The organism is Echinicola rosea (assembly GCF_005281475.1).
In the GTDB taxonomy this organism is placed as follows: Bacteria; Bacteroidota; Bacteroidia; order Cytophagales; family Cyclobacteriaceae; genus Echinicola; species Echinicola rosea.
Window position 1 is genome coordinate 4,696,365 of record NZ_CP040106.1, and the last position, 26,266, is coordinate 4,722,630.

The 26,266-nt window shown below is 43.2% G+C and carries 18 protein-coding genes and 1 pseudogene; 14 read left to right on the top strand and 5 right to left on the bottom strand.

Features of this window, described 5'->3' with window-relative positions:
* Positions 1 to 300 precede the first annotated feature (300 nt).
* From FDP09_RS18415 to FDP09_RS18430, 4 genes are all read left to right on the top strand, one after another.
* Positions 301 to 1,167 carry a DUF808 domain-containing protein gene (locus FDP09_RS18415; protein WP_137404062.1) on the top strand — a complete coding sequence of 289 codons (867 nt, stop codon included), beginning with the start codon at positions 301 to 303 and terminating at the stop codon, positions 1,165 to 1,167.
* A 113-nt stretch (positions 1,168 to 1,280) separates the two neighbouring features.
* Positions 1,281 to 2,642, top strand: a complete 1,362-nt coding sequence (locus tag FDP09_RS18420; protein WP_137404063.1) for an NAD-dependent succinate-semialdehyde dehydrogenase — start codon at positions 1,281 to 1,283, stop codon at positions 2,640 to 2,642.
* Positions 2,643 to 3,049: 407 nt separating this feature from the next.
* Entirely contained in the window at positions 3,050 to 3,499 is a 450-nt protein-coding gene (locus FDP09_RS18425) for a hypothetical protein (protein ID WP_137404064.1), read from the top strand.
* Positions 3,500 to 3,698: 199 nt separating this feature from the next.
* Positions 3,699 to 4,679 (top strand): pyruvate dehydrogenase complex E1 component subunit beta, encoded by a 981-nt coding sequence (locus FDP09_RS18430; protein WP_137404065.1) that lies wholly within the window; start codon positions 3,699 to 3,701, stop codon positions 4,677 to 4,679.
* Between the two features lie 132 nt (positions 4,680 to 4,811).
* Here the strand turns inward: FDP09_RS18430 and FDP09_RS18435 are convergent, their stop codons facing one another.
* Both FDP09_RS18435 and FDP09_RS18440 read right to left on the bottom strand, forming a co-directional pair.
* Positions 4,812 to 6,068, bottom strand: a complete 1,257-nt coding sequence (locus tag FDP09_RS18435) for an acyloxyacyl hydrolase (protein ID WP_137404066.1) — start codon at positions 6,066 to 6,068, stop codon at positions 4,812 to 4,814.
* Between the two features lie 424 nt (positions 6,069 to 6,492).
* The gene (locus FDP09_RS18440) at positions 6,493 to 9,003 is read right to left on the bottom strand and encodes a TonB-dependent receptor domain-containing protein (RefSeq protein WP_137404067.1); all 2,511 of its coding nucleotides are present in this window, start codon (positions 9,001 to 9,003) and stop codon (positions 6,493 to 6,495) included.
* Between the two features lie 302 nt (positions 9,004 to 9,305).
* Here FDP09_RS18440 and FDP09_RS18445 point away from each other — a divergent pair, with 302 nt between their 5' ends.
* The 4 genes from FDP09_RS18445 to FDP09_RS18460 all read left to right on the top strand — a co-directional run bounded on the left by FDP09_RS18445 (position 9,306) and on the right by FDP09_RS18460 (position 13,341).
* On the top strand, positions 9,306 to 10,382 hold the full coding sequence (locus FDP09_RS18445; RefSeq protein WP_137404068.1) for a sensor histidine kinase: 1,077 nt from the start codon (positions 9,306 to 9,308) through the stop codon (positions 10,380 to 10,382).
* Positions 10,379 to 11,110, top strand: a complete 732-nt coding sequence (locus tag FDP09_RS18450) for a LytR/AlgR family response regulator transcription factor (protein WP_137404069.1) — start codon at positions 10,379 to 10,381, stop codon at positions 11,108 to 11,110. The genes FDP09_RS18445 and FDP09_RS18450 overlap by 4 nt, the downstream gene beginning before the upstream one ends.
* 318 nt (positions 11,111 to 11,428) lie before the next feature.
* Positions 11,429 to 11,905 carry a nucleoside deaminase gene (locus tag FDP09_RS18455; RefSeq protein WP_137404070.1) on the top strand — a complete coding sequence of 159 codons (477 nt, stop codon included), beginning with the start codon at positions 11,429 to 11,431 and terminating at the stop codon, positions 11,903 to 11,905.
* A 47-nt stretch (positions 11,906 to 11,952) separates the two neighbouring features.
* The gene (locus FDP09_RS18460; RefSeq protein ID WP_137404071.1) at positions 11,953 to 13,341 is read left to right on the top strand and encodes a pyridoxal phosphate-dependent decarboxylase family protein; all 1,389 of its coding nucleotides are present in this window, start codon (positions 11,953 to 11,955) and stop codon (positions 13,339 to 13,341) included.
* Positions 13,342 to 14,156: 815 nt separating this feature from the next.
* Here FDP09_RS18460 and FDP09_RS18465 read toward each other — a convergent pair.
* On the bottom strand, positions 14,157 to 15,713 hold the full coding sequence (locus FDP09_RS18465; RefSeq protein WP_137404072.1) for a hypothetical protein: 1,557 nt from the start codon (positions 15,711 to 15,713) through the stop codon (positions 14,157 to 14,159).
* Positions 15,714 to 15,856: 143 nt separating this feature from the next.
* Between FDP09_RS18465 and FDP09_RS18470 the strand changes: the two genes are divergently transcribed.
* A complete protein-coding gene (locus FDP09_RS18470) occupies positions 15,857 to 17,029 on the top strand; it encodes a 2-isopropylmalate synthase (protein WP_137404073.1) in 1,173 nt (390 codons plus the stop codon).
* Between the two features lie 84 nt (positions 17,030 to 17,113).
* On the opposite strand, the gene ffh is transcribed toward FDP09_RS18470, so the two are convergent.
* Together ffh and FDP09_RS18480 are read right to left on the bottom strand one after the other, a co-directional pair.
* Positions 17,114 to 18,454, bottom strand: coding sequence for a signal recognition particle protein (ffh, locus tag FDP09_RS18475; RefSeq protein WP_137404074.1), 1,341 nt, complete (start codon positions 18,452 to 18,454; stop codon positions 17,114 to 17,116).
* A 623-nt stretch (positions 18,455 to 19,077) separates the two neighbouring features.
* Entirely contained in the window at positions 19,078 to 19,632 is a 555-nt protein-coding gene (locus FDP09_RS18480) for an MscL family protein (RefSeq protein ID WP_137404075.1), read from the bottom strand.
* Between the two features lie 23 nt (positions 19,633 to 19,655).
* On the opposite strand from FDP09_RS18480, the pseudogene FDP09_RS18485 reads away from it, so the two are divergent.
* From FDP09_RS18485 to smc, 5 genes and pseudogenes are all read left to right on the top strand, one after another.
* Positions 19,656 to 19,928: pseudogene (locus FDP09_RS18485) on the top strand (DUF6567 family protein); the annotation flags it as partial.
* A 204-nt stretch (positions 19,929 to 20,132) separates the two neighbouring features.
* Complete coding sequence (locus FDP09_RS24045) at positions 20,133 to 20,528, top strand: IS110 family transposase (protein ID WP_244940516.1); 396 nt, start codon at positions 20,133 to 20,135, stop codon at positions 20,526 to 20,528.
* A complete protein-coding gene (locus tag FDP09_RS18490) occupies positions 20,521 to 21,366 on the top strand; it encodes an IS110 family RNA-guided transposase (protein WP_317130443.1) in 846 nt (281 codons plus the stop codon). Before FDP09_RS24045 ends, FDP09_RS18490 begins: the two co-directional genes overlap by 8 nt.
* Before the next feature lie 284 nt (positions 21,367 to 21,650).
* Positions 21,651 to 22,556, top strand: a complete 906-nt coding sequence (locus FDP09_RS18495; RefSeq protein ID WP_137404077.1) for a hypothetical protein — start codon at positions 21,651 to 21,653, stop codon at positions 22,554 to 22,556.
* A gap of 137 nt (positions 22,557 to 22,693) precedes the next feature.
* Positions 22,694 to 26,248, top strand: a complete 3,555-nt coding sequence (gene smc / locus FDP09_RS18500; RefSeq protein ID WP_137404078.1) for a chromosome segregation protein SMC — start codon at positions 22,694 to 22,696, stop codon at positions 26,246 to 26,248.
* Positions 26,249 to 26,266 lie beyond the last annotated feature (18 nt).

The following is a 26,266-nucleotide window of genomic DNA, read 5'->3' on the forward strand; positions in this document are numbered from 1 at the left end:
GAATTTGATTACATGTAATGCAGCGGATACATATAAATAATTTATGGGTTTTGTAGTCAGCAAATGAGCATGCTGTCAAATCAGCCTTTTTGCGGAGGATCATATAAAACAGTAGGCGTAGATGTCACCCGCACCCTAAATTGTAGCACATATGAAGCTAAACTCCATAGGAGCGACAGACATATATTCCAACTGAGATACTTTTTTTAATGCGTTCGCCCTGCGAATTCCCCATCTCCATTCTTTTCTATAAAGGATTTTACTATTTTTAAGCTTTTAAATAATAATCCTACTTACACTATGGCTTCAGGCTTTTTTGCAATCCTAGATGATATCGCCACACTCATGGATGATGTGGCCTCCATGACCAAAATAGCCACCCGGAAAACCGCGGGAATTTTAGGTGATGACCTCGCCGTAAATGCCGAAAAAGCTGCGGGCTTTACTTCGTCCCGGGAGATCCCTGTACTTTGGGCCATTTCCAAAGGGTCCTTTGTAAATAAACTGATCATCCTTCCCATCGCATTTTTGCTAAGTTCGTTTTTGCCTTGGGCGGTCACGGTCATCCTGCTCATTGGCGGGATTTATTTGGCCTATGAAGGAGCAGAAAAAGTGTATCATTTCTTTGTCCCCCATCATCATTCCAAAAAAGAAGCCATCAAAGAAACACGCACTAAAGAGGAAATTTTACAAGTCGAAAAAGAGCGGATAAAATCAGCCATTGTGACCGATTTTATCCTTTCTGTTGAGATCGTCATCATCGCTTTGGGAGCAGTAACAGGAGAACCGCTTCTGAATCAGATCATCATCGTCACCTTTATTGCCATCTTGGCCACCGTGGGAGTCTATGGGATCGTCGCTTTGATCGTACGAATGGACGAAACAGGCTATAAAATAATGGCCAAAAGCAAAAAAAAATCCGGACTCATGTTTAATATCGGCAAAGGACTGGTCAATGCCTTGCCCATTGTCATCAAAGCGCTAGGCATCATCGGAACCTTGGCCTTGCTATTGGTGGCGGGCGGTATCTTCACCCACAATATTGAATATTTGCACCACATTGTGCCTGCAGTCCCCAGTATGGTCAAGGATTTTGTGATTGGGCTAATCGTTGGCTTTATTGCCTTGCTGATATTCAATGGAGTAAAAAAGCTCCTTGGAAAGTAAATTTCCTTTAGAGGATTTGTCAGTTTAGGAACAGTTTATGCTTCTTTATCCATAAGTCCATTACTTGATTTTGGACCGGCTTTTAGCAATTATTAACCACTAAAACCTATCCTATGAAATCGATCAATCCCTATACAGGAGAACTTTTGGAAGAATATGCTGAACACACCGAAGAGCAAGTGGAATCAGCCATTCAATCGGGTCAAGAAGCATTCCTTTCTTGGCGGGAATTGCCCATTGCCCAAAGGGCAGCACTCATGAAAAAGGCAGGCCAAGTCCTCAGGGACAATGTCGATAAATACGGAAAAATCATCTCCCTGGAAATGGGCAAAGTCATCACTGAATCCAGGTCCGAAGTAGAAAAATGTGCCTGGGTATGTGAATACTACGCTGAGAAAGCCGAGGAGATGCTCGCTGACGCTCCCATATCACTGCCCGATGGAAAGGAGGCTAAAGTGGTCTATAACCCATTGGGCATAGTCCTGGCCGTGATGCCTTGGAACTTTCCTTTTTGGCAAGTGTTTCGCTTTGCCGCCCCAAACCTCACCGCAGGCAACGTAGGCCTGCTAAAACATGCCAGCAATGTCCCCCAATGCGCACTGGCCATCGAAGAGGTCTTCACCAAAGCTGGATTTCCAAAGGGTGTTTTCCAAACCTTATTAATTGGCTCGGACAAAGTCGCTAACATCATCGCCCATCCTGATGTGAAAGCCGCTACCCTTACCGGAAGCGAAAAAGCAGGCCAAATCATTGCGGCACAAGCGGGCGAGCAGATCAAAAAAACCGTGCTGGAATTGGGCGGCAGTGACCCTTTTATCGTGTTGAAAGACGCTGATGTCAAAGAGGCCGCCAAAGTAGCTGCCAAAGGACGTATGATCAATTTCGGACAAAGCTGCATTGCTGCCAAGCGCTTCATCGTCGAAGAAGCTGTTTATGATGAGTTCATTGCCCATTTTAAGTCAGCCATTGAGGACTATTCCCCCGGGGATCCATTGGATGAACATGCAGGATATGCCTGCATGGCCCGTCCGGATCTCGCGATGGAATTGTACAAGCAAGTGGAAGCCTCCATTCAAAAAGGTGCTGAGGTGATTTTGGAAGGCATCAAACCAGAAGAAGACAAGGCCTTTTTCAAGCCCTATATTCTTGGGAACCTGACTCCCGACATGCCTGCTTACAGCGAGGAGCTTTTTGGTCCGGTGGCTTCGGTGTTCAAAGTAAAGGATGAAGCTGAAGCAATAGCCATTGCCAACGACTCGGAATTTGGGCTAGGGTCTTCCCTATGGACCAAAGATCCAGAAAAGGCCGACCAACTGAGCAGGAAGATCGAAAGTGGCGCAGTATTCATCAATTCCATGGTAGCCTCCAATCCCTATCTGCCCTTCGGAGGCATCAAGAAATCAGGCTATGGCAGGGAGCTGGCAGAAAATGGAATTAAGGAGTTTATGAATGTGAAGACAGTTTTTATGGGGTAGGTGAATAAATTACACGGGTAGGTTCAGATATGTACTTAGGTCTCCAAACGAAATTTATTATATTTGTAATATGAATAAGCAAAAAAATGATATTGCCGGTCAAATCAAAGAATTCAAACGTAGGTTAAAGTCGCAAATGCCTCATGTTCGAAAGGAAATTTTGGTTTACGAAAAAAACACTGCCTTAGGTATACAAAAAAAACAACCTAAACCTTCTCCGCAATTTAAGTACTAAGTAATGGTATTGCCAGTACTTTTTGTAATAGGGGGATGTAATGGAGCCGGAAAATCTACGTATTCTTGGGCCTTAACTCCTAGCTCCATCGAGATTTTTGATTACAACAAGCATTTTTTGCGAATATAAATCACTGATATCCTCAGAATTTCAGGACATCAAGGCTCATAATATGGCCTTTCGAGAGCTAGAACAAAAAACGGATATTGCTATCAAAAATGGTCAGTCTTTTGCCTATGAAACAAATTTCAACTCCACTCCACTCTATTGGCCGAACATTTTTAAAAGTAATGGATACGAAATAAGCCTAATTTATTTTTGCTTAGATTCAATAGAGGAGGCAAAAAGAAGGGTAGCAATTCGTGTAGAAAATAACGGTCATCATGTTCCAGATCACGAAATTGAAAAAAGATATATAGAGGGTTATAATAACTTAGATGAACATTATTCTTATTTTGATACCCTCCATGTTTTTAATAGTTCTTCCTATAGCGCTCCTCCTGAATATTGTTTTTCCATGAAAAAAGGAAGGCTTGTGATGAAGGAAAGTCTTCCCCAATTTTTAAAGGAAGTTTCACCTCTAATGTACCAAAGCGTAACTTTAGGAGGTAAATTCCCTTAACCGAAACAAGAGGCAAGACTAAAACTTAATATATCATTTCTTTATAAGGTTTAAACACATCATTTTCTAAAGCAGGTTCATTAAAACACTACCACCTTAAAACATTCAAACCTTCTAACATTCCTAGGTTAATTCTGCATTCGACTTGGTAATTGAAGGATTACTTTCTATTTTTACGAGCGAAAATTTTGGCTAAAAAATGAGAGAAATACAATTTAGAGAAGCATTAAGAGAGGCCATGTCCGAAGAAATGAGACGCGATAAAGACGTGTTTCTCATGGGTGAGGAAGTGGCCGAATACAATGGAGCCTACAAAGTAACCCAAGGCATGTTGGATGAATTCGGACCAGACAGGGTGATCGATACCCCGATCTCAGAAGGCGGTTTTGCCGGACTGGGCGTAGGTGCCGGAATGAACGGTCTGCGACCTATCATCGAATTCATGACATTTAACTTTTCCTTGGTGGCCATTGACCAAATCATCAATTCAGCTGCAAAGATGTACGCCATGTCTGGTGGAGCTTACAATGTGCCTATCGTATTCAGGGGACCTACCGGTAATGCCGGACAATTGGGAGCAACCCACTCTTCCAACTTCGAAAATTGGTTTGCCAATACACCTGGGCTGAAAGTAATTGTTCCCAGCAACCCTTATGATGCCAAAGGATTGCTTAAATCTGCCATCCGTGACGATGATCCCGTAATCTTTATGGAGTCGGAACTGATGTATTCCGACAAAGGTGAGGTACCTGAAGGAGAATACCTACTGCCTATTGGTGTGGCGGAAATCAAGCGTAAAGGTGCTGATGTGACCATCGTCTCTTTTGGTAAAATCATGAAAGTAGCCCTCGAAGCGGCTGAAGAACTTGCCAAAGATGGCATCGAAGCCGAAGTGATCGACCTGAGGACTGTTCGTCCTATCGATTACGCTACCGTGTACGAATCCGTTAAGAAAACCAACCGTTGTGTGGTCGTAGAAGAAGCAAACCCTGTCTCTTCACTGGCTACCGATCTGGCTTTCAATATCCAGAAAAACATGTTTGACTATTTGGATGCACCAGTACTTAGGGTAAACTCCATGGACATTCCATTGAGTTATGCGCCAACTTACATCGAAGCTACACTTCCAAACGTAAAACGCACCATAGAAGCTGTAAAGCAAGTGACTTACGTGAAGTAAAATCATAAAACCTTTTTAACAAAAAAGCACGCTAGAGGATTTTCTATCGTGCTTTTTTTTATCAAATCAAAAATTTTTAAAAGAGAATTGCTCTCTACAGAAACCATATTTGATCAATAGTAACTTGATATTCTAAAACATTCTTTCATTTCCAAACGTATAGCCTATCCCAAGCATCAGGAAATTGGCTTCGCTAAAGTCCTTGAGGTTGTAACCGACATGGATAAAGCTATTTCTACTGACCCTTGTCTTCAGCGAAAAAACCTGGTATGTGCCTTTGAAATCCCCTCCCTTATGGATGACATTCGTACCAATACCCACTCCCACTGAAAATACCGGCATGACAAACTCCGCACGGGCAGATACTCCAAGCGCCAGTTGATGTCCTAGTTCAGGTGTAATGAAGTCGGGAGGACTATAAGGCCCACCTATGGGCTGGATATAATCTTTTGCATAAACATTGGCACTGCCATCAAAAAGCGGATCGAGTGAAAGCCCTGTCCGAAATTTATGACTGACATTATACAGCGCACTTATGTTTGCCCCAATTACTGGATAGGAATCAGGAGAAGGAATCCGCTCTCCGTTAAAAGCCACTCCCTTTCTGCGCCAGGAACCAAAGAGCACCACATCATAACTCATGTGCTGGTGAAAGACCACGCCTGATGAGGAAGAAAACCGTTTGGTATCAGCATATTGATAACGGCCATCCTCTCCCAGTCGATACACGGCCCCCAGTTTACCTCCAAGCATATTGATCCCCGCATTGGGATAGGCGGTATTGCCGTTGGAGAAATGTGTAAGATCAGAGCCCAAAGTAATATAAAGCTGATCACTTGGCTTCCATTTAAAGTGCAAGCCCGCATTGATATAGGCATTGAATCGTGATCCGACCGTTTTATTATTGGGATTGCTGTCCGGATCATAAGGATTCCAGCCTCCAGAGACGCCAAAATTCCATTCAAAATTAAGGGTAATATTTTCAGCTAGGTGGGCTATCCGTGCCCCTTGGAAAAGGTAAATCGCTATGGGGTTTCCAAGTTCATTTTTATTACCAAAATAGAACTGCGCCAAACCCATTCCCCAATAAGTGTCCCCATACACACGATACCGGTTGGTACCCTTGGGAAGGTAAAATCCATACCGAAAATGTGCAGAAAATGCACTTTTGGCCAAGCGAGACCTCGTCTCCTCATTTCTGTAAAAAGGCTTAGGAGGAAAGACATAAGCGTACCGTAGCTCCGCCCCAAGCCCATGCAAATATTTTTTTGAGGTGTAAGAACTTAAAGAATCAACTTCTGAATCATCCTGAGCTGCAGCAGGCAACAGCGCACCAAAAAAGTAAAGAGACACAAGCACTCCTAAAAGCCACACATTTTGCTTTTTCATTATGGACAAAATACAGTTTTATAAATAACTTAGAGAGACTAATATACAGCTTTTAGCCAAACCTGATTTAACCGGTTATAAAATCATGATCCCTTAATCATTCATATGAGCTCAGCTATGTGTTACCCTACAAAAAAGCCTGCCAGAATATTCCGGCAGGCTTTTCTATTGAACCCTTTTAATATTAAACCCGCATTATACATTAGCCTATCTATTCCGAGCTGATCCGCCGCGGCGGACAAAATCAGTCGCTTAGCTGATGTTTTCGATCTCACCATCCGCCGCGGCGGATGATTCAATCTCCAAACAGCCTGATTTTCTTGTAGTTTCATCTCTCATTACGATTCCTAATGCATAAAACGGGTTAAACAAAGAAAAATTTATTATATACAACGCAACATGCTGCACGTTGTCAACTGAACCATTACTGAGTCGGCCCCATCATTCCTCCCCCGCTGTTACCACCGCCTTTGAGGTCCTCGTTTTCTATGGACCGTTTCTTTCTCTTTGGCGCCACGCTCATCTTACCTATTCGGTAGCTGAAATTGATCTTAAAGTTCATGTTTCGCATATAATTGGTGCTTTGCTGGATAATGGTAGGCGAAACGATTTCATTTTCCATTTTGAATTCAGGTGTAAAGAAATTTTCTGCACCAAAACCAATACTGCCTTTTTTCTCCGCAAACTGCTTATTGATATTCAGACCATAAATCCCAAAGCCGGTTTCATACCCTTGGAGATTTACCTGTCTTCCTCTGGCAAAAGCGAAACCCTGAAGGACCCAACTCTCGGTAATGTTATAATTACCAAACATCCGCCCACTGACCACAAAACCTTCATTAGAAGCATTGTATATCGGATCGTCCACGTTATTGTCGATCATGGTATAATAAGTGTCAATCCCTCCATTAAAGGACAGTTTATTGGACACATTTATATTGGCAAAGAGATTTAGCCCTACCGCTTGCTCACTTCCGATGTTTTCATAAGTGGTATAGATTACCCCATCATCCAACACGCTTCTGATGGGCTGTATGGATCCGGACGTATTGCGATAGAAACTGGCGATATTAATACTGGCAGATTTGAAATAGGTGCTGTACGCCAATTCGAAATTATCTGTATATTCCGGATCCAAAAGGGGATTTCCCTGTGTGATCTGCGTCGGATTGGCGCCTTGTATATTGGGGTTCAAAAACTGTAAAGATGGCCGCTGAATTCGTCGGTTATAGGCTGCCTTGATCATATTACCACTTTCAAATTTACGGCTAAGGTTCACACTGGGAACCAGCACGCCATAATCTGGAATATCCGCTTGCTCTTCGCCTGTCTTGAAATCCGCATTAATGGTCGTGTACTCATAGCGCGCGCCTACTTTGGCAGTATAATGCTTTAAAAAACCTTGCGTATAGGAAACATACCCCGCTGTTACATTCTGATCATAGTCAAATTCATTGCTAAACTGGGCATCTTCATTCTCCACATACTCACCATCGGCACCCTCAGCGGTAAAATAAGCATAATCGCTGCTCACTCGACGAAGGATGTTTTTAGCGCCATATTCCAAAATCTGGTCTTCTCCATCACCCAATGGGGTAATATAATCCACTTGAAGGGTGAATTCCTGGTTGTTGGAAGCATTTTCATTTTTGGTACGCTGCTCTACCTCTTCAAAGTTTCCATCCAGCAGCGCCTGGACAAAGTCATTGGTACGGTTGTTTCTACTATAAAGTCCCATGATGCTGAATTCCTTTTGTGGCTTCTCATAGGTCCTGGTGTAATTAAGGCTGACATCGACGGTATTGGAGAGGTTTTCCATGTCCACCGTCCTCATCAGGGCACTCACCAACTCATCATCCAAGTAGTTTTCAGTCAATAGATTGTCTTGCTTGTTCTTAAAGTTGAACATACCAAAATTAACGGATGCCGCCAGCCAGTTATATTTGTCTATCTCATAGTCAGCCCCAAAATTATAGCGACCCATTAGCATATTGGTACGTGTGTCTGTACTCTGGAGAATATTGGATACGGATCCATCAGGATTGATCACCTGCTGATTGTTTTCGAATCCCCCTTTGATATTATAGCCTGCCCGGCCAAAACCTCCCAGGTTAAATCCCCACTTTCCTTTCCTGGCACTGGCATTCAGACCAAGGTTACTCCCCCTCATCCCTGCAGAGGTATTGATGCTTAAAGAGGTGCCTTGCAGATTGTTTTTCTTGGTGATAATATTGATCACACCACCGGTGCCTTCTGCATCATATTTGGCCGATGGAGAAGTAATCACCTCTACGGACTTGATCTCATCCGCTGGTATTTGTTTCAAGGCGTCTGCAATCGAACTGGCAGACATGGTAGATGGCTTGTTATCGATCAGCACTCGGATATTACTGCTGCCTCTCATGGATACATTTCCGTCCAAGTCCACAGAGAGCATCGGCACCCTTCTCAATACATCCGTAGCATCTCCACCCACAGTAGTTTTATCATTTTCAGCATTATAAATGGTCCTATCCACTTTCTCTGTGATCAGTTCTCGCTGGCCCTGTACCGTCACTTCATCCAGTGAAACGGACTCTTCTTCCAGTCCAATATTGCCCAAATTAAGATCCTTCTGACCATTGGTCACTTTAATTCCGGACTTGGCATAAGGCGCAAAACCAACAAAATTCACTTGGAGTTTATATGTCCCTGGCCCAAAACCAGTGATAAAGAATTTACCCTCATCATCAGCTACCCCACCGGAAACTTGCTTATCCGTACTTTGGTCCAATAGTAACACGGTTGCGTAAGCCACTGGAGCACCGCTTTCCGCTTCTACCACCGTACCGGTCAGCTGGTAATCATTTGCTTTGGAAGTTTCTTGGCCATGGGCAAAGGACACTACTCCTAAGAGAAGAAGCCACATTCCCACATTTTGAATCATTAATTTCATGTATATCGCTTTAGGTTTGAACGTCCTTTTAAATAGATTTAGCTACCCCATTGACCCGAATGGGATAGTATTCATAAGCAAAGTAATCCTATTCGAAACCACAAAAAAACAGAATAGATGACAAGCGGTACTTTATCGACAAAAGTGGCATTACAGTAGATAGAAGGATTAAGCTACATCCCAAAAGGCGGCAAAGGATTCAATTCCCCAGTCTATAGGTAAAAAACCTCATTTGGACGATTATATTTTTCAGATATAACCAGTTTCTGTTAAGTTTATCAAAACAATCAATCACTATACGGATGAACCAAGGCCTCAAACTGCACAAAAGCATCTCTATCCTCATTCATATTTTAGCGTGGATATTGATCGGTGCCGTCCTTTTTCTATTGGGACCGTTGTCATGGAATACCACCTTACCCGTGGAGTTTTGGTACAGGCAGCTGACCTTGATAACATTGTTGGTAGGGCTATTTTATGCCAACAAAGATGTTTTTGTGCCAAAGCTTTTATTTGAAGGAAAAATATGGCCCTTTTTATTGCTCATCCTGGGGCTGTGTTTTTCATTGATGTTTGCCATGGAATATTTTGAAAACCTGCTCCATCTTCCAGAGTTGATGCATAAGGCCTTTCACCCTGAAGACGATCAGCCATTCAAGCCCAAAAGGGATTACATTAATGTTTTCATGCTTTTGGTGCTCTTTCTCGCGGCGGGGATCAGCACAAGTGTGGCTGCCGTCCAAAAGTGGCAGACAGACGAAGCCTTAAGAAGGCAGCTGGACCAGCAGCGGATCAGTTCCGAACTCTCTTACCTGAAGGCGCAGATCAATCCCCATTTCTTTTTCAATACCCTGAACAACATCTACTCACTTACCAGCATCGATGTAGAAAGTGCCCGAATAGCCCTGCACAAACTGTCCAGAATGATGCGCTACGTGCTTTATGAGACCGAAAAAGACCAGACATTGCTCAGCAAAGAAATCGGGTTTATCAAAGATTTTATCGAATTGATGAAATTGCGTATATCGGAGAAAGTAAAGATCGAGCTCGAAATCGATGAAAAAATGGAAGACAGGGTAGTCGCGCCGATGTTACTTTTGCCTTTTGTGGAAAATTGTTTTAAACATGGCATCAGCAGCCGTCAGCCAGGGACTATTTCCATAAAAATACACACACAAGAAAATACCCTCACCTTAGAAACATCAAACAAAATAGTCCCCAAAAATATGGGAAGCCCAGAATCGAGCCAGCGAGGCATCGGTTTGGCCAATACCAAAAGGCGGCTATCTTTACTTTACCATAAAAAGCATGAACTCGCGATAGATGATCAAAATCCAGAAAATGAGTATCGTGTCACCCTCAAAATCAACCTTGCATGAAACTAACGTGTATTGCTGTAGATGACGAGCCATTAGCATTAAAAATGCTGTGCAATTTTATAGAACAAACGGCCTTTTTGTCCTTGGAGGACAAATTTGAAAATGCTATTGACGCACTGGCTTTCACGCATAAACACGAAGTGGACCTGATCTTTCTGGACATCCAGATGCCGGACCTTTCTGGAATGGAACTGGCTAGGGTTTTGGAAAACAATAAAAAGACCCGCTCCACTAGGATCATTTTCACTACTGCCTATAATCAGTTTGCCGTGGAAGGTTATAAGGTGGATGCACTGGATTACCTCCTGAAGCCCTACAGCTATGAGGAGTTTTTAAAAGCCGCCACAAAGGCCTACCAATTCTTCGAAACGCAACATCAACCTGCCCCAATAGAAACGGATAAAAAAGATTATATCTTCCTTAAAGTAGAATATCAATTGGTAAAAGTGATGCTAAGGGACATCCTTTACCTGGAAGGATACAAAGACTACGTAAAAGTCCATCTAATTGGTAAACCCTCCCCCACACTTTCTTTGACCAGTTTAAAAAACATGGAAGACATTCTTCCAGCAGCCCATTTTATGCGAATTCATCGATCATATATCATCTCCCTCGATCATATTGATTCCATCACTCGGAATACAGTCAATATCGGCACCATGACCATTTCCGTAAGTGATCATTATAAGGAAAATTTCCTACAATTTGTCAATAAATGGATCGGTTAAGGCGTAGCTAACAACCTTGATCACGCTAAATTAGGTTATACCCAAGGTAATATTATTTTTTAGATTTTATTATTCCCAAAACTGTCCTAATTTAGACCTAGTGTCAAGTCAACGCTTAAATGAAGGCTAAGGCGGTAGTAGGTTTTGGACGATATCAAGGCGCAATAAACGCCTCTAAGGAAGTCTTTTTGCAAAGTAGAGATAAACGAAAAGACACACCGGATTACACGTAGGTTTAGGCCTGCCTGCCGGAAATGGCAGGTTTGACTTGGTACTTGTGTACTTGGCAATAGAAATTCCGTTCTCATTTTAATCGATATGACAAATCTTCAAAAAACATTTATGGAGATGGCCATTGGCCTCTCCCGTGAGGGAATGAATTCTGGCAAAGGAGGGCCTTTCGGCTGTGTGATCGTTAAGGATGGTGTGGTGATCGGAAAGGGAAACAACCAAGTCCTGAGCACCAATGACCCTACTGCCCATGCGGAGGTAGTTGCCATAAGGGAAGCCTGTAAGACGCTCCGCACCTTCCAGTTGGACGGCTGCGAAATCTACACCTCCTGCGAACCCTGTCCCATGTGCCTGGGCGCTATTTACTGGGCCAGACCCTCTAAAGTTTTCTTTGCCAATACCAGACAGGAAGCAGCGAATGCAGGGTTTGACGACGATTTCATCTATCAGGAACTTCCACTGTCTCCATCCGATAGAAAAATCTCCATGATTCACTCTCCTGACAATGCCGCATTGGAAGTATTCCAGGAGTGGATTTCTAAAGAAGACAAAAAAGTTTACTGATTTTCACTGCAGTTTTTTACACTGTCATACCGACACCCCCTTTATCAATGCACAAAATTTTAGAAAGCGACCTTAACCAGTTTGATGAGCTACTGAATACGGTAAAAGACAAAGGCATAACCTATCTAAACGCACTTTCCGAGCGGCCTACTTCTTCTACTCATCAAGTTACCGAACATATTAATTTGCCGAAGGAAGGTCCCGGCACCCTCAAAGCACTCGAACAATTCTTTCAGCGTTTCGAGCCACTTATGGTGGCTTCTTCAGGTCCTCGATTTTGGGGTTTTGTCACAGGTGGCACCACACCAGCGGCTATGGTCGGGGACTGGCTTACCTCCGTTTATGACCAAAATACACAAACGACAAAAGGCCATGGGGATGTTTCTGGCACCATCGAAAAGCAAACCATATTATTACTCCTTGAACTACTCCAGTTGCCTAAGGACTACCTAGGCGGGTTCGTAACTGGAGCGACGATGTCAAACTTCACCTGCCTGGCCGTAGCACGGCAGTGGGTAGGGCAGCAACAAGGGAAGGACTTCGCGAGGAACGGTATCACGGAAACCATTCCTGTCTTATCCGCCACACCGCACTCCTCCTCCATCAAATCCCTGGCTATGCTTGGTCTTGGTAGCAAAAACATCATACACATCAACACCAAGAATGGCAACCGCGAGGCCATGGATATTGAGGATCTTGAACGTACCATTCAACATCTGGAAGGTCAGCCTTTTATACTCATTTCAAGTGCTGGCACGGTAAACACCGTGGATTTTGATGACTTTTCGGCCATTGCCAAACTTAAGGAAAAACACCAATTTTGGTGGCACATCGATGCGGCTTTTGGTGGCTTTGCGGCTTGCTCTCCATCCTATAAGGGGCTACTGATGGACTGGCATCAAGCAGATAGCATCACCTTGGATGGCCACAAGTGGCTCAATGTTCCCTATGAAAGTGGCGTGTTCCTAGTAAAGGAAAAACACCAATTACTCCAAGTAGCCTCTTTCCAAAATTCCAATGCGCCCTACCTGGGAGACCCCATGGAGAATTTTAATTACCTCAATCTACTTCCAGAAAACTCAAGGCGCCTCAAAGCCCTTCCTGTTTGGTTTAGCCTCGTTTCCTATGGACGAGAAGGCTACCAATCCATCGTTGAAAATTGTATCACATTGGCAAAGGAATTTGGCCAGGCTATTGAGGAGAATGAGCGTTTTGAACTCTTGGCACCCGTGAGACTGAACACGGTCTGCTTTTGCCTAAAAGATCATGCCCGTACAGCTTCATTTTTGTCTTCCTTAAATGCCACTGGCAAGGTATTCATGACCCCTACTACCTATCAGGGAAAAGTAGCCATCCGAGCAGCCTTTGTCAATTACAGGACAACCAAAAAAGATATAGCGACTGTCATAACACTAATGGAAGAAACCTGTCGATAATGCTCATTAAAGTTGTACCCATCATGTCGATCGACGAGCTACAAGCTCGATGTTTATTGAGGCTGACCCATAATTAAACCCGCATTATGCATTAGCCTATCTATTGCGACCTGATCCGCCGCGGCGGACAAAATCAATCTCCAAACAGCCTGATTTTCTTGTAGTTTCAGCTCTCATAACGATTCCTAATGCATAAAGCGGGTTAAACAATCCGTCATCACGAACGGAGCGAAGTGATCTCAATGTGCTTTCATTGCACGTATGACGAAATTGGCTTCTTCAGATTTCCATCGGAATCGCAACGAGAACTTATGAGACAGCCTCAACCATTCTCAGCCTGTGTATTGTACTTCCCTGATTAGTGTTGACCGGGTTAATATTTGTTTTCATTACTAATTGTCATGGTCGTCCAAGTAAAGGTTTTGGGATTGAAAAAAAATTGGTCCAAATCTGCCCCTAAGTCCGCTAAAGGGGACTTTCTTATCATCCATTCAAAGAACGGGAGTTTTACGAAATCAAGTAAATCTTAGCTATTTTCATTTAAAGCTACGGTTTCAGCGTAAATAAAATGTAATCGGACGACAGTGAAAAAATGTGGTAATAACTGGGAGGGTTAAAATCTGAAAGAGCTTAATTGAGTCAGAGACTCAAAACATGCCAGTGCCGGGGTCAGAGCCCCAGCACAACCCGGAGCCCGGGTTTCTCTTTGCTCGATAATAACCCCACCTAACCTCCCCTAAAAGGGGAGGATTCTCATGTTTTATGTCTCCATACTCACATCTCACTTCTCACGTCTCTAGCCATTGCTTTCCACCTCACTTTTCCTTCACAATTTTCTGCTGAAACTTTTCCCTGATCACCTCTTGGACGGGACGGTTTTGGATCTTGCTGTCCAGCCAAGAAATGATATCCAAATACAAAAAGGCACGTTTCTCATAAGGGTGGTTTTCGTATTGCACCAGCTTGTCCCTTAATTCCTTAAATGCTGATTTCAACTCATATTCATAAATCCTATTGAGCTTTCTGACAAAATGCATCATTTCCTGCTGGACCAAATGCAAGTCCTCCATCTTGATCAAAAACCGATAGACATTCCTGATTTGCTGCTCCAAGTTATCATCTAGTCCCTCTTCATAGCTCGCAATCAGCTTAAGGATATGTGCAAAGCACTGCAAATCTTCCCTCAACCCATCACCGGTATGACTGATCACCTCATCCAAATGCCTAATGGCTCCCATATTATCTCCGCTTCCAAAATATAAGCAGGCAATTTTATAGTGAAGAACGACCACATGGTGCACATCCAACTTGGATCGAAGTTGCTTCATCTCGGCAAGTAAAGAAGGAATAACCTTTTCCACACCCAAGCTGAAGTCTCCAATCAGAAAGTAATAGTTGATGCTATTGGAATAATAATAGAGAAAAGCCAGAATCCTACAATTATCATCCATTCTAAAGTCATCGTTCTCCAAGCTGTCCTTAAACTGCTCAAATACCACAATAAATCGCTCATACTGCTGCAGGTAAAATAGTGTATCCAACAAGTAATGATAGGCTTTCAGGTAATTGCCGGTGGCCACTTTTTTCATTTGGGGATGGCTTTGGTACAGCCCCACCCACCGCTGGGCTGCGCGGTAACAGAGTGGAAAGTCCTGCAAGATATGGTAAAACCAAACCTGGGACTGAAAAAGGTAAAGTTTCTCGTAAAAATTCAAGTCATCCAGCTCATAATCCGGCATGTTTTTCAGGTAATAGGCCTCTACCAATTTACGGTCATACTCATCTTTAACATGTCCCATTTTAAGGTATAGACCGTAAAGTTGAAGGGAAAGATTGCTCAGTGTGTTCTTTAGGGAAGCACTGCTCACCAGCTCTTTGGCTTCATTGGCCAGTATTTCTGCCCGGTCCCGCATACTCCGTGTGATATGCTGTGACTCGATCACCTTCTCCAACTCCACTATCCTAAGCATGATCGTATCTAGGTAATACTTCTTAGCCGTCTGCTTGGCCTTGTCCAGCAATTTCAGGCTCTGCTTATACAGCCCTTTGTTGTATAGGATCCTTGCAAAATCTATTTGTTCATTAAGCTGCAACTCCACATTGTGATCGGCATATATCAAACGAAGGCTGACCAATATTTGCTTGTACAAATGTGATTTCATATTGGCCAACTGCTTTTTGGTGACAGGAGCCTTCTTCAGCAGTATCTTTTCATCATAAACTTCCATTTTATCCAACGTATCAAAAAGCTTCACAAATTTGGCATTTTCGTTGGCTCCAAACCGCTTGGCATAAAGCTTAAAGCCCCGCTTATCTGAAGCACTTAAGGACTTGATCAAAATAAATACACTATCTTTTTCCTTTCCAGACATCAGACAATAAATATATTTAAAGCATTAAAAACCAATCAATTACATTCATTAAAAACCAATTAAACATTGGACAAATAAAGTTAAGTCAATTTACAATCAATCCATAAGATTTTACTTTAGATTTTAGAATAAAAACTCAGATTATGGATAAACGACAAGTATTAATCTTTGACACTACCCTAAGGGATGGAGAACAGGTCCCAGGCTGTAAGTTGAATACCCCACAAAAAATCGAAATTGCACGACAGTTGGAAAAGCTGGGCGTGGATGTTATCGAGGCGGGATTCCCGGTTTCCAGCCCAGGTGACTTCAAATCAGTCGTAGAAATTTCGAAAAGTGTTTCCGAACCTATTATCTGTGGTCTTTCCCGAGGTGTGGCAAAGGATATAGAAGTAGCTGCTGAGGCGCTAAAATATGCAAAAAGACCTCGAATTCATACTGGAATCGGTACCTCTCCTTCCCATATCAAATATAAATTTAAGAGTACGCCCGATCAAATCCTCGAACGGGCAGTAGCCGCAGTAAAACACGCAAAATCCTTCGTAGAGGATGTGGAATTTTATGCGGAAGACGCTGGAAGGACTGACAATGAATACCTTGCTCGCATTTGCGAAGCAGTAGTCAAAGCCGGTGCCACTGTATTGAACATTCCCGACACCACTGGCTACTGTCTGCCAGATGAATACGGCGCCAAGATAAAGTACCTCATGGACAATGTGAGAGGCATCGAAAATGTCATCATATCTGCCCATTGCCATAATGACCTGGGGCTGGCCACAGCAAACTCCATTTCTGCTGTCATGAACGGTGCACGCCAAATCGAATGTACTATCAACGGCATAGGAGAAAGGGCCGGCAACACTTCTTTGGAAGAGGTCTCCATGATCATGAAACAACATCCACGGCTGAACGTCTATAACAACATCAACTCCAGGCTACTAAATCCAATTTCCAGGCTGGTTTCTGAGCGCATGGGCATGCATGTACAGCCAAACAAGGCCATCGTAGGATCCAATGCTTTTGCCCACTCTTCTGGTATCCATCAAGATGGTGTCATCAAAAACCGTGAAACATACGAAATCATCGATCCTGAAGAAGTCGGTGTACACGAGTCCATGATCGTACTGACCGCAAGAAGTGGTCGTGCGGCATTGGCCTTCAGGCTTCATAAAATCGGCTATACCGTTACCAAACTGCAGCTGGACGAAATCTATCAACTTTTCCTTGAGCACGCAGACATGAAAAAAGAAATCACCGATGATGACCTTCACGAAATCATGAAAGTCTCCAGTGTCCCTGGAAACGTGGAAGCATAAATGCTGAAGATCAATTATCCATAAAAAAATCCAGTAAGCTACTGCCTACTGGATTTTTTTATGTTATGATAGTAGGAGAAGGGTTTACTTCCCTCCCATATTGTTTGGCATCAAGTTGCTTAGGGCACGTTGGGCTCCGCCCATTTTATTCATCTGCTTCATCATTTTTCTCATGTCCCTAAACTGCTTCATCAAGTTATTGACTTCTTGGATGGATCTTCCGCTTCCATCCGCTATTCGCTTTCTCCTACTTCCATCGATTACATCTGGATTTTCTCTTTCCAGAGGTGTCATACTCCTAATGATCGCTTCTATCGGCTTAAATGAATCGTCATCGATATCCAATCCTTTGATCATTTTACCCATCCCGGGAATCATTCCCATCAGGTCTTTTAGGTTCCCCATCTTTTTGATCTGTTCGATTTGGGAAAGGAAATCATCAAAGTTAAATTGATTCTTTCGTATCTTGGCGTTGATGCGTTTGGCTTCATCTTCGTCAAATGACTCCTGGGCACGCTCCACCAAGGAAACCACATCCCCCATACCTAGGATCCGCTGGGCCATCCGGTCTGGATAGAAGATGTCCAGGTTTTCCATTTTCTCACCAGTGGAGATAAACTTGATCGGCTTATCCACCACGTGACGAATGGAAATGGCCGCACCACCACGGGTATCGCCATCCAATTTGGTAAGCACCACCCCATCAAAATCCAACCGCTCATCAAAGGTCTTGGCCGTGTTCACCGCATCCTGGCCAGTCATGGAGTCCACAACAAAAAGTGTCTCAGCAGGGTCAAGGTGCTCCTTCAGGTCCGAAATCTCATTCATCATCTGTTCATCGACTGCCAGACGACCTGCCGTATCGACGATGACGTTTTTCTTACCATTTTTCTTGGCGTAAGCTATGGCCTTGGAAGCAATATCCAGAGCGTTTTTGTTGTCCGGTTCAGCATATACCTCTACCCCGATTTGCTCACCCAAAGTCTTCAACTGCTCAATGGCCGCCGGACGGTAAATATCACAAGCTACCAATAGTACCTGACGCCCCTGCTTTTTCAAATGGGTGGCCAGCTTACCGGAAAAAGTGGTCTTACCGGAACCCTGTAGCCCTGAAATCAAAATCACATTCGGGTCTCCCTTGAGACTGATATCCTCCTTGGCCCCCCCCATTAGCTTTGTCAGCTCCTCTTGCGTGATCTTCACAAGCAACTGACCGGGAGAAACAGAAATCAATACATCTCTACCAAGCGCTTCGCTCTTGATCGTATCGGTGACTTCCTTGGCTACTTTATAGTTTACGTCAGCATCGATCAACGCCCTACGGATCTCCTTTACTGTCGTGGCTACGTTAATCTCGGTAATCTTACCAGTACCCTTTAGGGTCTTAAATGCTCTATCTAGTTTAAAACTAAGATTATCAAACATGTTTCTTTCCTTCTATTTTACTGCAAAAATACAATAAATTAATTTCTATCGAAGGGCTAGGTTATTTATTCGCCCAATTCTTTTCTTTTATCTTCCTAATCTTTGTTCCATTACCAAAAAAAGCCCCTTAAAATACACCTGTTTACCTTTTTATATTTTGACAATGGTAAAAACCAAATGATCAAAAGTAAAAAGCGATTTTCAATCATTCATTTACGATAAAAACCAAAAAATACCGTAATCACGGTATTTTGTTTTACAAAATTAAATTGTACCTTAGAAGTACTGTTTCACTTTTTTCAAATCTCGAAGTAATAGAATTACTTAACTTTTAATTTTTAATCCTTCAAAAGGAAAAAACCGCTGATTGATTCAGCGGTTTTTTTTGGTTTAAGGTTTTATCGAAAATTTATGGTGTATTGAGAAGGCCATGCGGCTAAAACCCGAAATGGTGAATCGGTTAATTTATCATGGACTTTACCCTTGGCTATGGAAGTGCTTCCCCTAAGGGGCAAGGTCTCAAATGTACGACACATCAAGCACCTTGTATTCATTTAATTTCCCGAGAAGGGAATTTACAATCCCGATCAAGAAACCACCTCTCTAGAAAGATGGCTTGTTCCCTAATACCTACGATTGAGGATTTCAGCAACCACCACAGCATCTTTTAGTGTTTGAGGATCCTTCAGCATCCTTCTGTAGCGATTGGTTCCGATATCATCCCCTGCCACATCTTCTACTTCCTTCAAAATCTTTTCATTGGCTTCCAGATCCACCTGGTCGTCAAGCTTCACCAACTTTTCACCATGGACAGCATGGTCAGCTTGATAGGTTCCTTCATAATACTGCGTCTCGGGTTTCTGACGCTCTTGGGCTGGGATTTTTTCCAGCACTTCATTGGTCCTTTTAGGTGGCTCAGGGACTTTCGTTGATGGTTTTTGTCCGGTTTTCTCCAAATCAGATTGTCTTTCCTGCTGCTCTTGGCGGATTTCCTTAAGCAAGTCCTCAAAAGAAACCGGCTTTCGCTGAGACTCCTCACCTTCGGGCAAGTCCACATTTTCCTGTCCTTTGTCTTTTTTCTTTTTGGACAGTGCCTGGATCACAAAAAATACGATCGTCAGAATGATATAAATCAGCGTTCCATTATCCACTTTATCTTTTACTTTGATCTCAGGCAAGGTACGAAAAATACCTCAATAACCATACTATTGAAGTGGTACTTGGTCAGAGCAATTTTAAAGTTGTAGAAAAAGTAAAAGGTAGTTCAGAGGCCATGTACATCTTTGGTATTGGGGGACATGATCGAAACGGAATGATAGAAGAAGCTCGAGCTGAAATGCTCGAAAACGCAGACCTCGTTGGTAGTTCAAAAGCCGTCATAAATGAAACGGTTGAAGTAAAGCATTCCTTCTTTCCTTTTGTGCGAAAATATGATGTGATAGTATCCGCCTATATTGTGGAATTCTCCAACTGATGAATTAAAGTGAGAGGATATCCCTTAAAACTGAAATTTCAAGGGATATCCTTAGCTACTCTTTAATTGGCTGACCCCACCAAAACTGCTCCTCGGTTAAAAATTGTATTTTAATTAAAAACATTCATGAATTAGGACTTCACAAACGGAGATGAAAGAGGAGTTTCTCCGTATAAGTAGAATATTCACATTCACTTATCGGTTATGTCATCACAAATCAAATTCGAGCAGGTGATCGAGCGGGGCTGCGGCCTTGATGTTCACCAAAAGACGATTGTAGCCACGGTCCGAGGTATTGACGTTGAGATTGGGACCAGGACTTTCGGGACTTTCACCTCCCAGATCGAGGAGCTTCAAGTATGGCTGAACTCCCTTTCCATTACCCATATTGCCATGGAAAGCACCGGAGTTTATTGGAAACCTGTCTACAACATCCTGGAAGAGGATTTTAAGATTATTCTGGTCAATGCCCGGCATATCAAGAATGTACCCGGGCACAAGACAGACAAAAAAGACAGTGAATGGATTGCCAAATTGCTCCTAAGCGGTCTGCTAAAGGGGAGTTTTTGTCCCTGCCGAGTGGATACGGGAGCTGCGTGATCTATGCAGGTATAAACGCAAACTGATCGCACAGCGTGTCGCCCAACGCAACAGGGTGCATAAAATCCTGGAAGACGCCAATATCAAACTGGCCTCAGTGGTCTCAGATGTCTTTGGGGTCTCCGGGACCTTGATCCTCGATGCTTTGATCCAGAAACAGGATGACCCCGAATACCTGGCCAACCTTGCCAAGGGATCCTTACGGAAAAAAATGGAAGACCTCAAACTTTCTCTCCGGGGAAGACTCACAGATCACCACAGGTTCATGCTGTCCACCCTCCGTGATTCCATTGATTCGATCAACGCTCAGATCAGGCACATCGAGGCTAGAATTGAAAGTTATGCAGCCGAGCTTCAACAGGAGGTCGATTTACTCCAGACCATACCCGGAGTGGGAAAAGAAACCGCTATGAACATACTGGCCGAGACAGGCAATGACATGGAGGTTTTTCCGGATCACAAACATCTGGCATCCTGGGCAGGAGTCTCCCCGGGCAACAACGAAAGTGCAGGCAAGAAAAAGTCAACCCGCATCACACATGGGAACAAATACTTGAAAACTGCATTGGTCGAAGCTGCCTGGGCCGCATCACACACCAAGGAGACCTATTTGAACCGTAAATATGGAGCAGTAGCGGCTCGCCGTGGATCTAAAAAGGCACTGATTGCAGTGGCCCACAAAATATTGACTGCACTGTATTATATCCTCAAAAACAAGGAGGCCTATCTCGAACCTGACCATACAGCCTATCAGGAAAAAAGAAAGCAGGCGCAGATTAAGAAATCCTTGGAGCGCCTGCGCGGGCTCGGAGTCCAAGTGGACATCCGTCCCAATTAAGTTTAAGTAAAAGTTCGAGCTTTTATTGGTGATTTACAAGTCCCGGAATAAAAACTGAACTCATAGGCCAAGAACAAACGGTTATTGCTTCGAGCATGTAGAAAAAATTTTACTCTCTAACTTGGCCTAACTTAATTTACAGTCCTTTTAACAACCTTTCAAAGGATAGCTGAACTATGCCTTCCCAGATTTAAAAATGACTGAATAAGCCTATTTTTAGATTTTCTCTTTCAGAAAAAAAAGCGTATTATAATTCAGATTTCTTACCAAAGTAATTTTTGAAAATGAAAATCTGTATTACATTCTTTTTGCTTTTGATGCACTTTACCATTCTGGCACAAGATACTTTAAAGACAGTCTCCACTAGGTACACTTGGCAGCCGATGCCAATGGATAAATACAAACACTTTAAAGACAATCCCAAGTTTGACGTGGATTCATTGGGTTTTGAGGTGGTTGATGGAGACACTATTGTAAGAGTTTCTAAAACATTTATTGGTCCTGGATTCAGGGCCAAAGTCCCCTACGAATATAAAGATGAGGCTTTTTTGACCAAGTATGAAAAAGTAGTCTTTAACCGGACTGACCAAGCCTATGACACTACAGCCACCATAAAATATTGGCGAAAACCCTTACGGATATATATCGACCCGGAATTGGACAGTCTTAATAAAGCAAATTTCATTGATTTTGCCTTATCGATCGATCATCGAATTGACTCATTAAAAGTGCAGTTTACCCAAAAACCAGCGGATGCCAATTACTTCATCTATCTGCAGGGCATATCACATGAGCCTTACTATGCCGAACCAAAACTCGAGCGAAGTTCCAATGGATTCTACATCTATTGGAATGGCGCTTCCCAGTTTACCAAATGCTACGTAAAAATCAATCCAGCCTTTATCGAAAAAGCAAGACAACAAGTTTATCTCAAAAAACATTTTATCAGGTCTTTGGGGTATTTTTTCATTCATAGGGATTTCGATTGTAGCAGTTATTTTTCTCCATGCTTTGATCCCATAGCAAAAATTTCCGAAAGTGATATTGAAATTATACAATACCATTACTCTTTTGGCATTTGTAAGGGAACGAGATTAGAAGATTTCGAGCAATCACATAAAGTAGCCAAGGAATTACTTTTGAAAAATCCCAATAACCCGATGAGGTTCGTCCACTATTTTGACGAATAACATCGATTTTCGATTTTGAGCAGTACCTATCAGGGTGCCCACAAAGCTGATGAGCACCTACTATCGAAACCTCCCATTTGCTTATTGTCCCGAACTGATTAATTTTGTTAGTCTTATTCTATTTTAATTGAGCGTACATGCAGCTGACCAAGCTTGAGATCAAAGGTTTTAAAAGTTTTGGGGACAAGGTCACCATTCATTTTGACAAAGGCATTACCGGAATCGTAGGGCCTAATGGCTGTGGCAAGTCCAATGTCGTGGATGCCATTCGGTGGGTGCTGGGTGAACAGAAGACCCGAATGCTTCGCTCTGACAAAATGGAAAATGTGATCTTCAACGGCACCAAAAACCGGAAACCAACCAATATGGCAGAGGTGTCGCTGACTTTTGAAAACACTAAAAACCTATTGCCCACCGAATACACCCATGTGACCATCACCAGAAGGTATTACCGCTCTGGAGATAGTGAGTACCTACTGAATGGCATCGCTTGCCGCCTAAAGGACATCAACAACCTTTTCATGGACACGGGAATCCAGTCCAACAGCTATGCAATCATCGAACTTAAAATGATCGACGAGCTGCTCAATGACAAGAACAATTCCCGCCGCGACCTTTTTGAGGAAGCTGCAGGCATCTCCAAGTTCAAAACCCGTAAGAAAGAAACCCTGAAAAAACTAGGAGACACAGATGCCGATCTTGACCGTGTGGAAGACCTGCTCTACGAGATTGAGAAAAACCTCAAGTCGCTGGAAAAACAGGCCAAACAAGCTGCCAAGTATTTTGAAATCAAAAAGTCCTATAAAGCCTCCAGTATTGCCCTGGCCAAAAAAAGTGTCAAAACACTTACGGACAACCTCATCAGCACCAATGAGAAAATCACGGCCGAAAACGACCGAAAACTCGAACTGAACAACCAAATCACTGCCAGAGAAGCCGGACTGGAAAAAACCAAGTCTGACCTGATCCATAAAGAAAAACTCCTCTCCTCACGGCAAAAAACCCTCAACGATCATGTCAATAAAATCCGGCAGTTTGAGAGCGAGAAAAAAATCAAAAACGAACGCCTACGCTTTCTGGAAGACCGCGCCGTAAAACTCCGCGAACAAATCGACCAAGACCGTAAGTCCAATGACCGTGCAGGGTTCAGCATCCGTTCACTGGAACAGGAAAAGGAAGTAGCCGAAAAGCTTCTTGCCGAAAAAGAACATACCGTACAGGGACTGAAGGAAGAATACGAAGAGCAAAAATCGGCACATGCCATCCAACAAGAACGGCAGAGGGCACTGAGCAAAGATTATGCTTCCCGAAAGGATGCCATCTACCAGCTAGGCAAAGAACTGGAAATAAAGCAAATACAACTTTCTTCCCTCAAACAGGAATTGGAAAAAACCACTTCTGATGACGATAGCCAAGAAGCAAATCTCGCGGAGTTTGAAGAAAAGATCGTGGTGCTTAAAGATGAACTGGATGCCAAAACGGAACAACTTCAAAGACTAAAATCAAAAGAAGAAGACCAAAACCAAAAAATAGAAGACTCCAACCGCACCATTGAACTGATCAGGGAGGAAGTCACCCAACTGGGCCGAAAACTGGACGCCAAGCAAAACGAATTTAACCTGACAAAATCCTTAGTGGAGAATTTGGAGGGCTTTCCCGAGGCCATTAAATTCCTTAAGAAAAAGTCCAGTTGGGGAAAGGACACTCCCCTGCTTTCTGATATCCTCACCACTAGCGAAAATTATCGTGTAGCCATCGAGAATTACCTAGAAAGCTATATGAACTACTATGTGGTGGAGACAGAAGCCCAGGCCATTGCAGCAGTAAACCTCCTGAGCGATGCAGCCAGAGGAAAAGCCAACTTCTTTATCCTGGAGCATTTTGAGCGCTTTAGACCTGCCCAAAACAAGCTTTTCCCCAATGCTATCGCCGCCACAGAAATCATCGAATATGATGAGAAATACAGCAAACTGATCAGCTATATCCTTGATGAAGTCTATATCGTCCGAGGCGAAATAACCGATGTTCCCCCGGATAATGATGCCATCTTCATCACCGAAAGCGGCAAGTTTACCAGGCGAAAATTCAGTATTTCAGGGGGATCCGTGGGGCTTTTTGAAGGAAAGCGGATCGGTAGGGCCAAGAACCTGGAAAAACTGGAAGTGGAGATCAAAGAGCTCAACAAAAAAGTCAGCGCTGCCCGGTCAAATCTTGACAAAAACGTCAGTGACCTGATGAAGCTCAAAGAGGTATCCTACAAAAAGGATATCGAAAACCTCCAAGGTGAAATCAGCGAAGTAAACCAACAATATATTTCCATCAAAACCAAAAAGGAGCAGTTGGCAGAAATGCTATCCACCAATGCCAACAAGCGGGAAGATATCTTGGAAAAAATCGAAAGCCTCAATGAAGAAGTCGAGGAAATCGGCCCTAAGCTGGACGAGGCCAAAAATGGTTTTGATGGCATGGAAGAAGAGCTGGAAATCATCAATGACCAATTGCTCCAAGAAGAGGAAAACCTGACCGTACGGTCCAGCAACTATAACCAAGAAAATATCCAGTATCACCAACACCTGAACAAGGTAGAAAGCCTGGAACAAGAAATTTCCTTTAAGAAAACGACATTTGAAAACAGCAAGGAACGGATAGAAAAATCCCAAAGTGAACTCAGCAACATCGACCAGGAAATCAAAGGACTACTGGACAACAACGAAATCAAAGATGACGAGTTGATCGAACTGTACACTGAAAAAGAAACCATCGAAATAGGCGTAACCGAAGCAGAAAAAAATTACTATGCTTCCCGTGGTGATATCGATGAAATGGAAAAAGGCGTCCGCGCACTTTCCAAGCAAAAAGAAGGTATCGACACCATCATCATGGAACTGCAAAATGCCCTAAACGAGGTCAAGCTTAAGCTTTCAAGCATGAAGGAGAGGTTGAGTGTGGAATTTGAAATCGACTTGGATGCCTTAATGGAAGAAGACCCTGAAGTGGCTGAAGACTATCAAGACAAATCCACCGACCAGATACGTGAAGAAGTAAGCAAAGCGAAGCAAAAACTCGAAAAAATGGGCCCCATCAACCCAATGGCCATGGAAGCCTATGATGAGATCAAGGAACGTCATGTCTTCATCAGCAGCCAAAAAGAGGACTTGGAGAAAGCCAAAAACTCCCTGATGGACACCATTAAGGAAATCGACACCGTAGCCAAGGAAACTTTCCTTGATGCCTTTGATCAGATCAAAACCAATTTCATAAAGGTATTCCGAAGCCTCTTTACGGCCGAGGATGACTGTGACCTGAAGCTCACCGATCCCGACAATCCATTGGAAAGTACCATTGAGATCATGGCCAAACCGAAAGGTAAGCGACCGCTGACCATTAACCAGCTTTCGGGTGGAGAGAAGACCCTAACGGCCACTTCCCTACTCTTCTCCATCTATCTATTGAAGCCTGCACCCTTCTGTATCTTTGATGAGGTAGATGCCCCGCTGGATGATGCCAACATCGACAAATTTAACCAGATCATCCAAAAATTCTCTCACGAGTCCCAGTTTATCATCGTGACACACAACAAGCGCACCATGGCCAGCACAGATATCATCTACGGCATCACCATGATCGAAGCCGGTGTATCACGTGTCGTTCCGGTGGATTTGAGGGAGCTGGAGGATATTATTGAGGATTAATTTTTTTGGCAAAAAAAC

Excerpts from the sequence above, each read along its gene's own strand:
- FDP09_RS18415 (WP_137404062.1), top strand. The coding sequence starts at position 301 with ATGGCTTCAGGCTTTTTTGCAATCCTAGATGATATCGCCACACTCATG.
- FDP09_RS18420 (WP_137404063.1), top strand. The coding sequence starts at position 1,281 with ATGAAATCGATCAATCCCTATACAGGAGAACTTTTGGAAGAATATGCT.
- FDP09_RS18425 (WP_137404064.1), top strand. The coding sequence starts at position 3,050 with ATGGCCTTTCGAGAGCTAGAACAAAAAACGGATATTGCTATCAAAAAT.
- FDP09_RS18430 (WP_137404065.1), top strand. The coding sequence starts at position 3,699 with ATGAGAGAAATACAATTTAGAGAAGCATTAAGAGAGGCCATGTCCGAA.
- FDP09_RS18435 (WP_137404066.1), bottom strand. The coding sequence starts at position 6,068 with ATGAAAAAGCAAAATGTGTGGCTTTTAGGAGTGCTTGTGTCTCTTTAC.
- FDP09_RS18440 (WP_137404067.1), bottom strand. The coding sequence starts at position 9,003 with ATGAAATTAATGATTCAAAATGTGGGAATGTGGCTTCTTCTCTTAGGA.
- FDP09_RS18445 (WP_137404068.1), top strand. The coding sequence starts at position 9,306 with ATGAACCAAGGCCTCAAACTGCACAAAAGCATCTCTATCCTCATTCAT.
- FDP09_RS18450 (WP_137404069.1), top strand. The coding sequence starts at position 10,379 with ATGAAACTAACGTGTATTGCTGTAGATGACGAGCCATTAGCATTAAAA.
- FDP09_RS18455 (WP_137404070.1), top strand. The coding sequence starts at position 11,429 with ATGACAAATCTTCAAAAAACATTTATGGAGATGGCCATTGGCCTCTCC.
- FDP09_RS18460 (WP_137404071.1), top strand. The coding sequence starts at position 11,953 with ATGCACAAAATTTTAGAAAGCGACCTTAACCAGTTTGATGAGCTACTG.
- FDP09_RS18465 (WP_137404072.1), bottom strand. The coding sequence starts at position 15,713 with ATGTCTGGAAAGGAAAAAGATAGTGTATTTATTTTGATCAAGTCCTTA.
- FDP09_RS18470 (WP_137404073.1), top strand. The coding sequence starts at position 15,857 with ATGGATAAACGACAAGTATTAATCTTTGACACTACCCTAAGGGATGGA.
- ffh (WP_137404074.1), bottom strand. The coding sequence starts at position 18,454 with ATGTTTGATAATCTTAGTTTTAAACTAGATAGAGCATTTAAGACCCTA.
- FDP09_RS24045 (WP_244940516.1), top strand. The coding sequence starts at position 20,133 with ATGTCATCACAAATCAAATTCGAGCAGGTGATCGAGCGGGGCTGCGGC.
- FDP09_RS18495 (WP_137404077.1), top strand. The coding sequence starts at position 21,651 with ATGAAAATCTGTATTACATTCTTTTTGCTTTTGATGCACTTTACCATT.
- smc (WP_137404078.1), top strand. The coding sequence starts at position 22,694 with ATGCAGCTGACCAAGCTTGAGATCAAAGGTTTTAAAAGTTTTGGGGAC.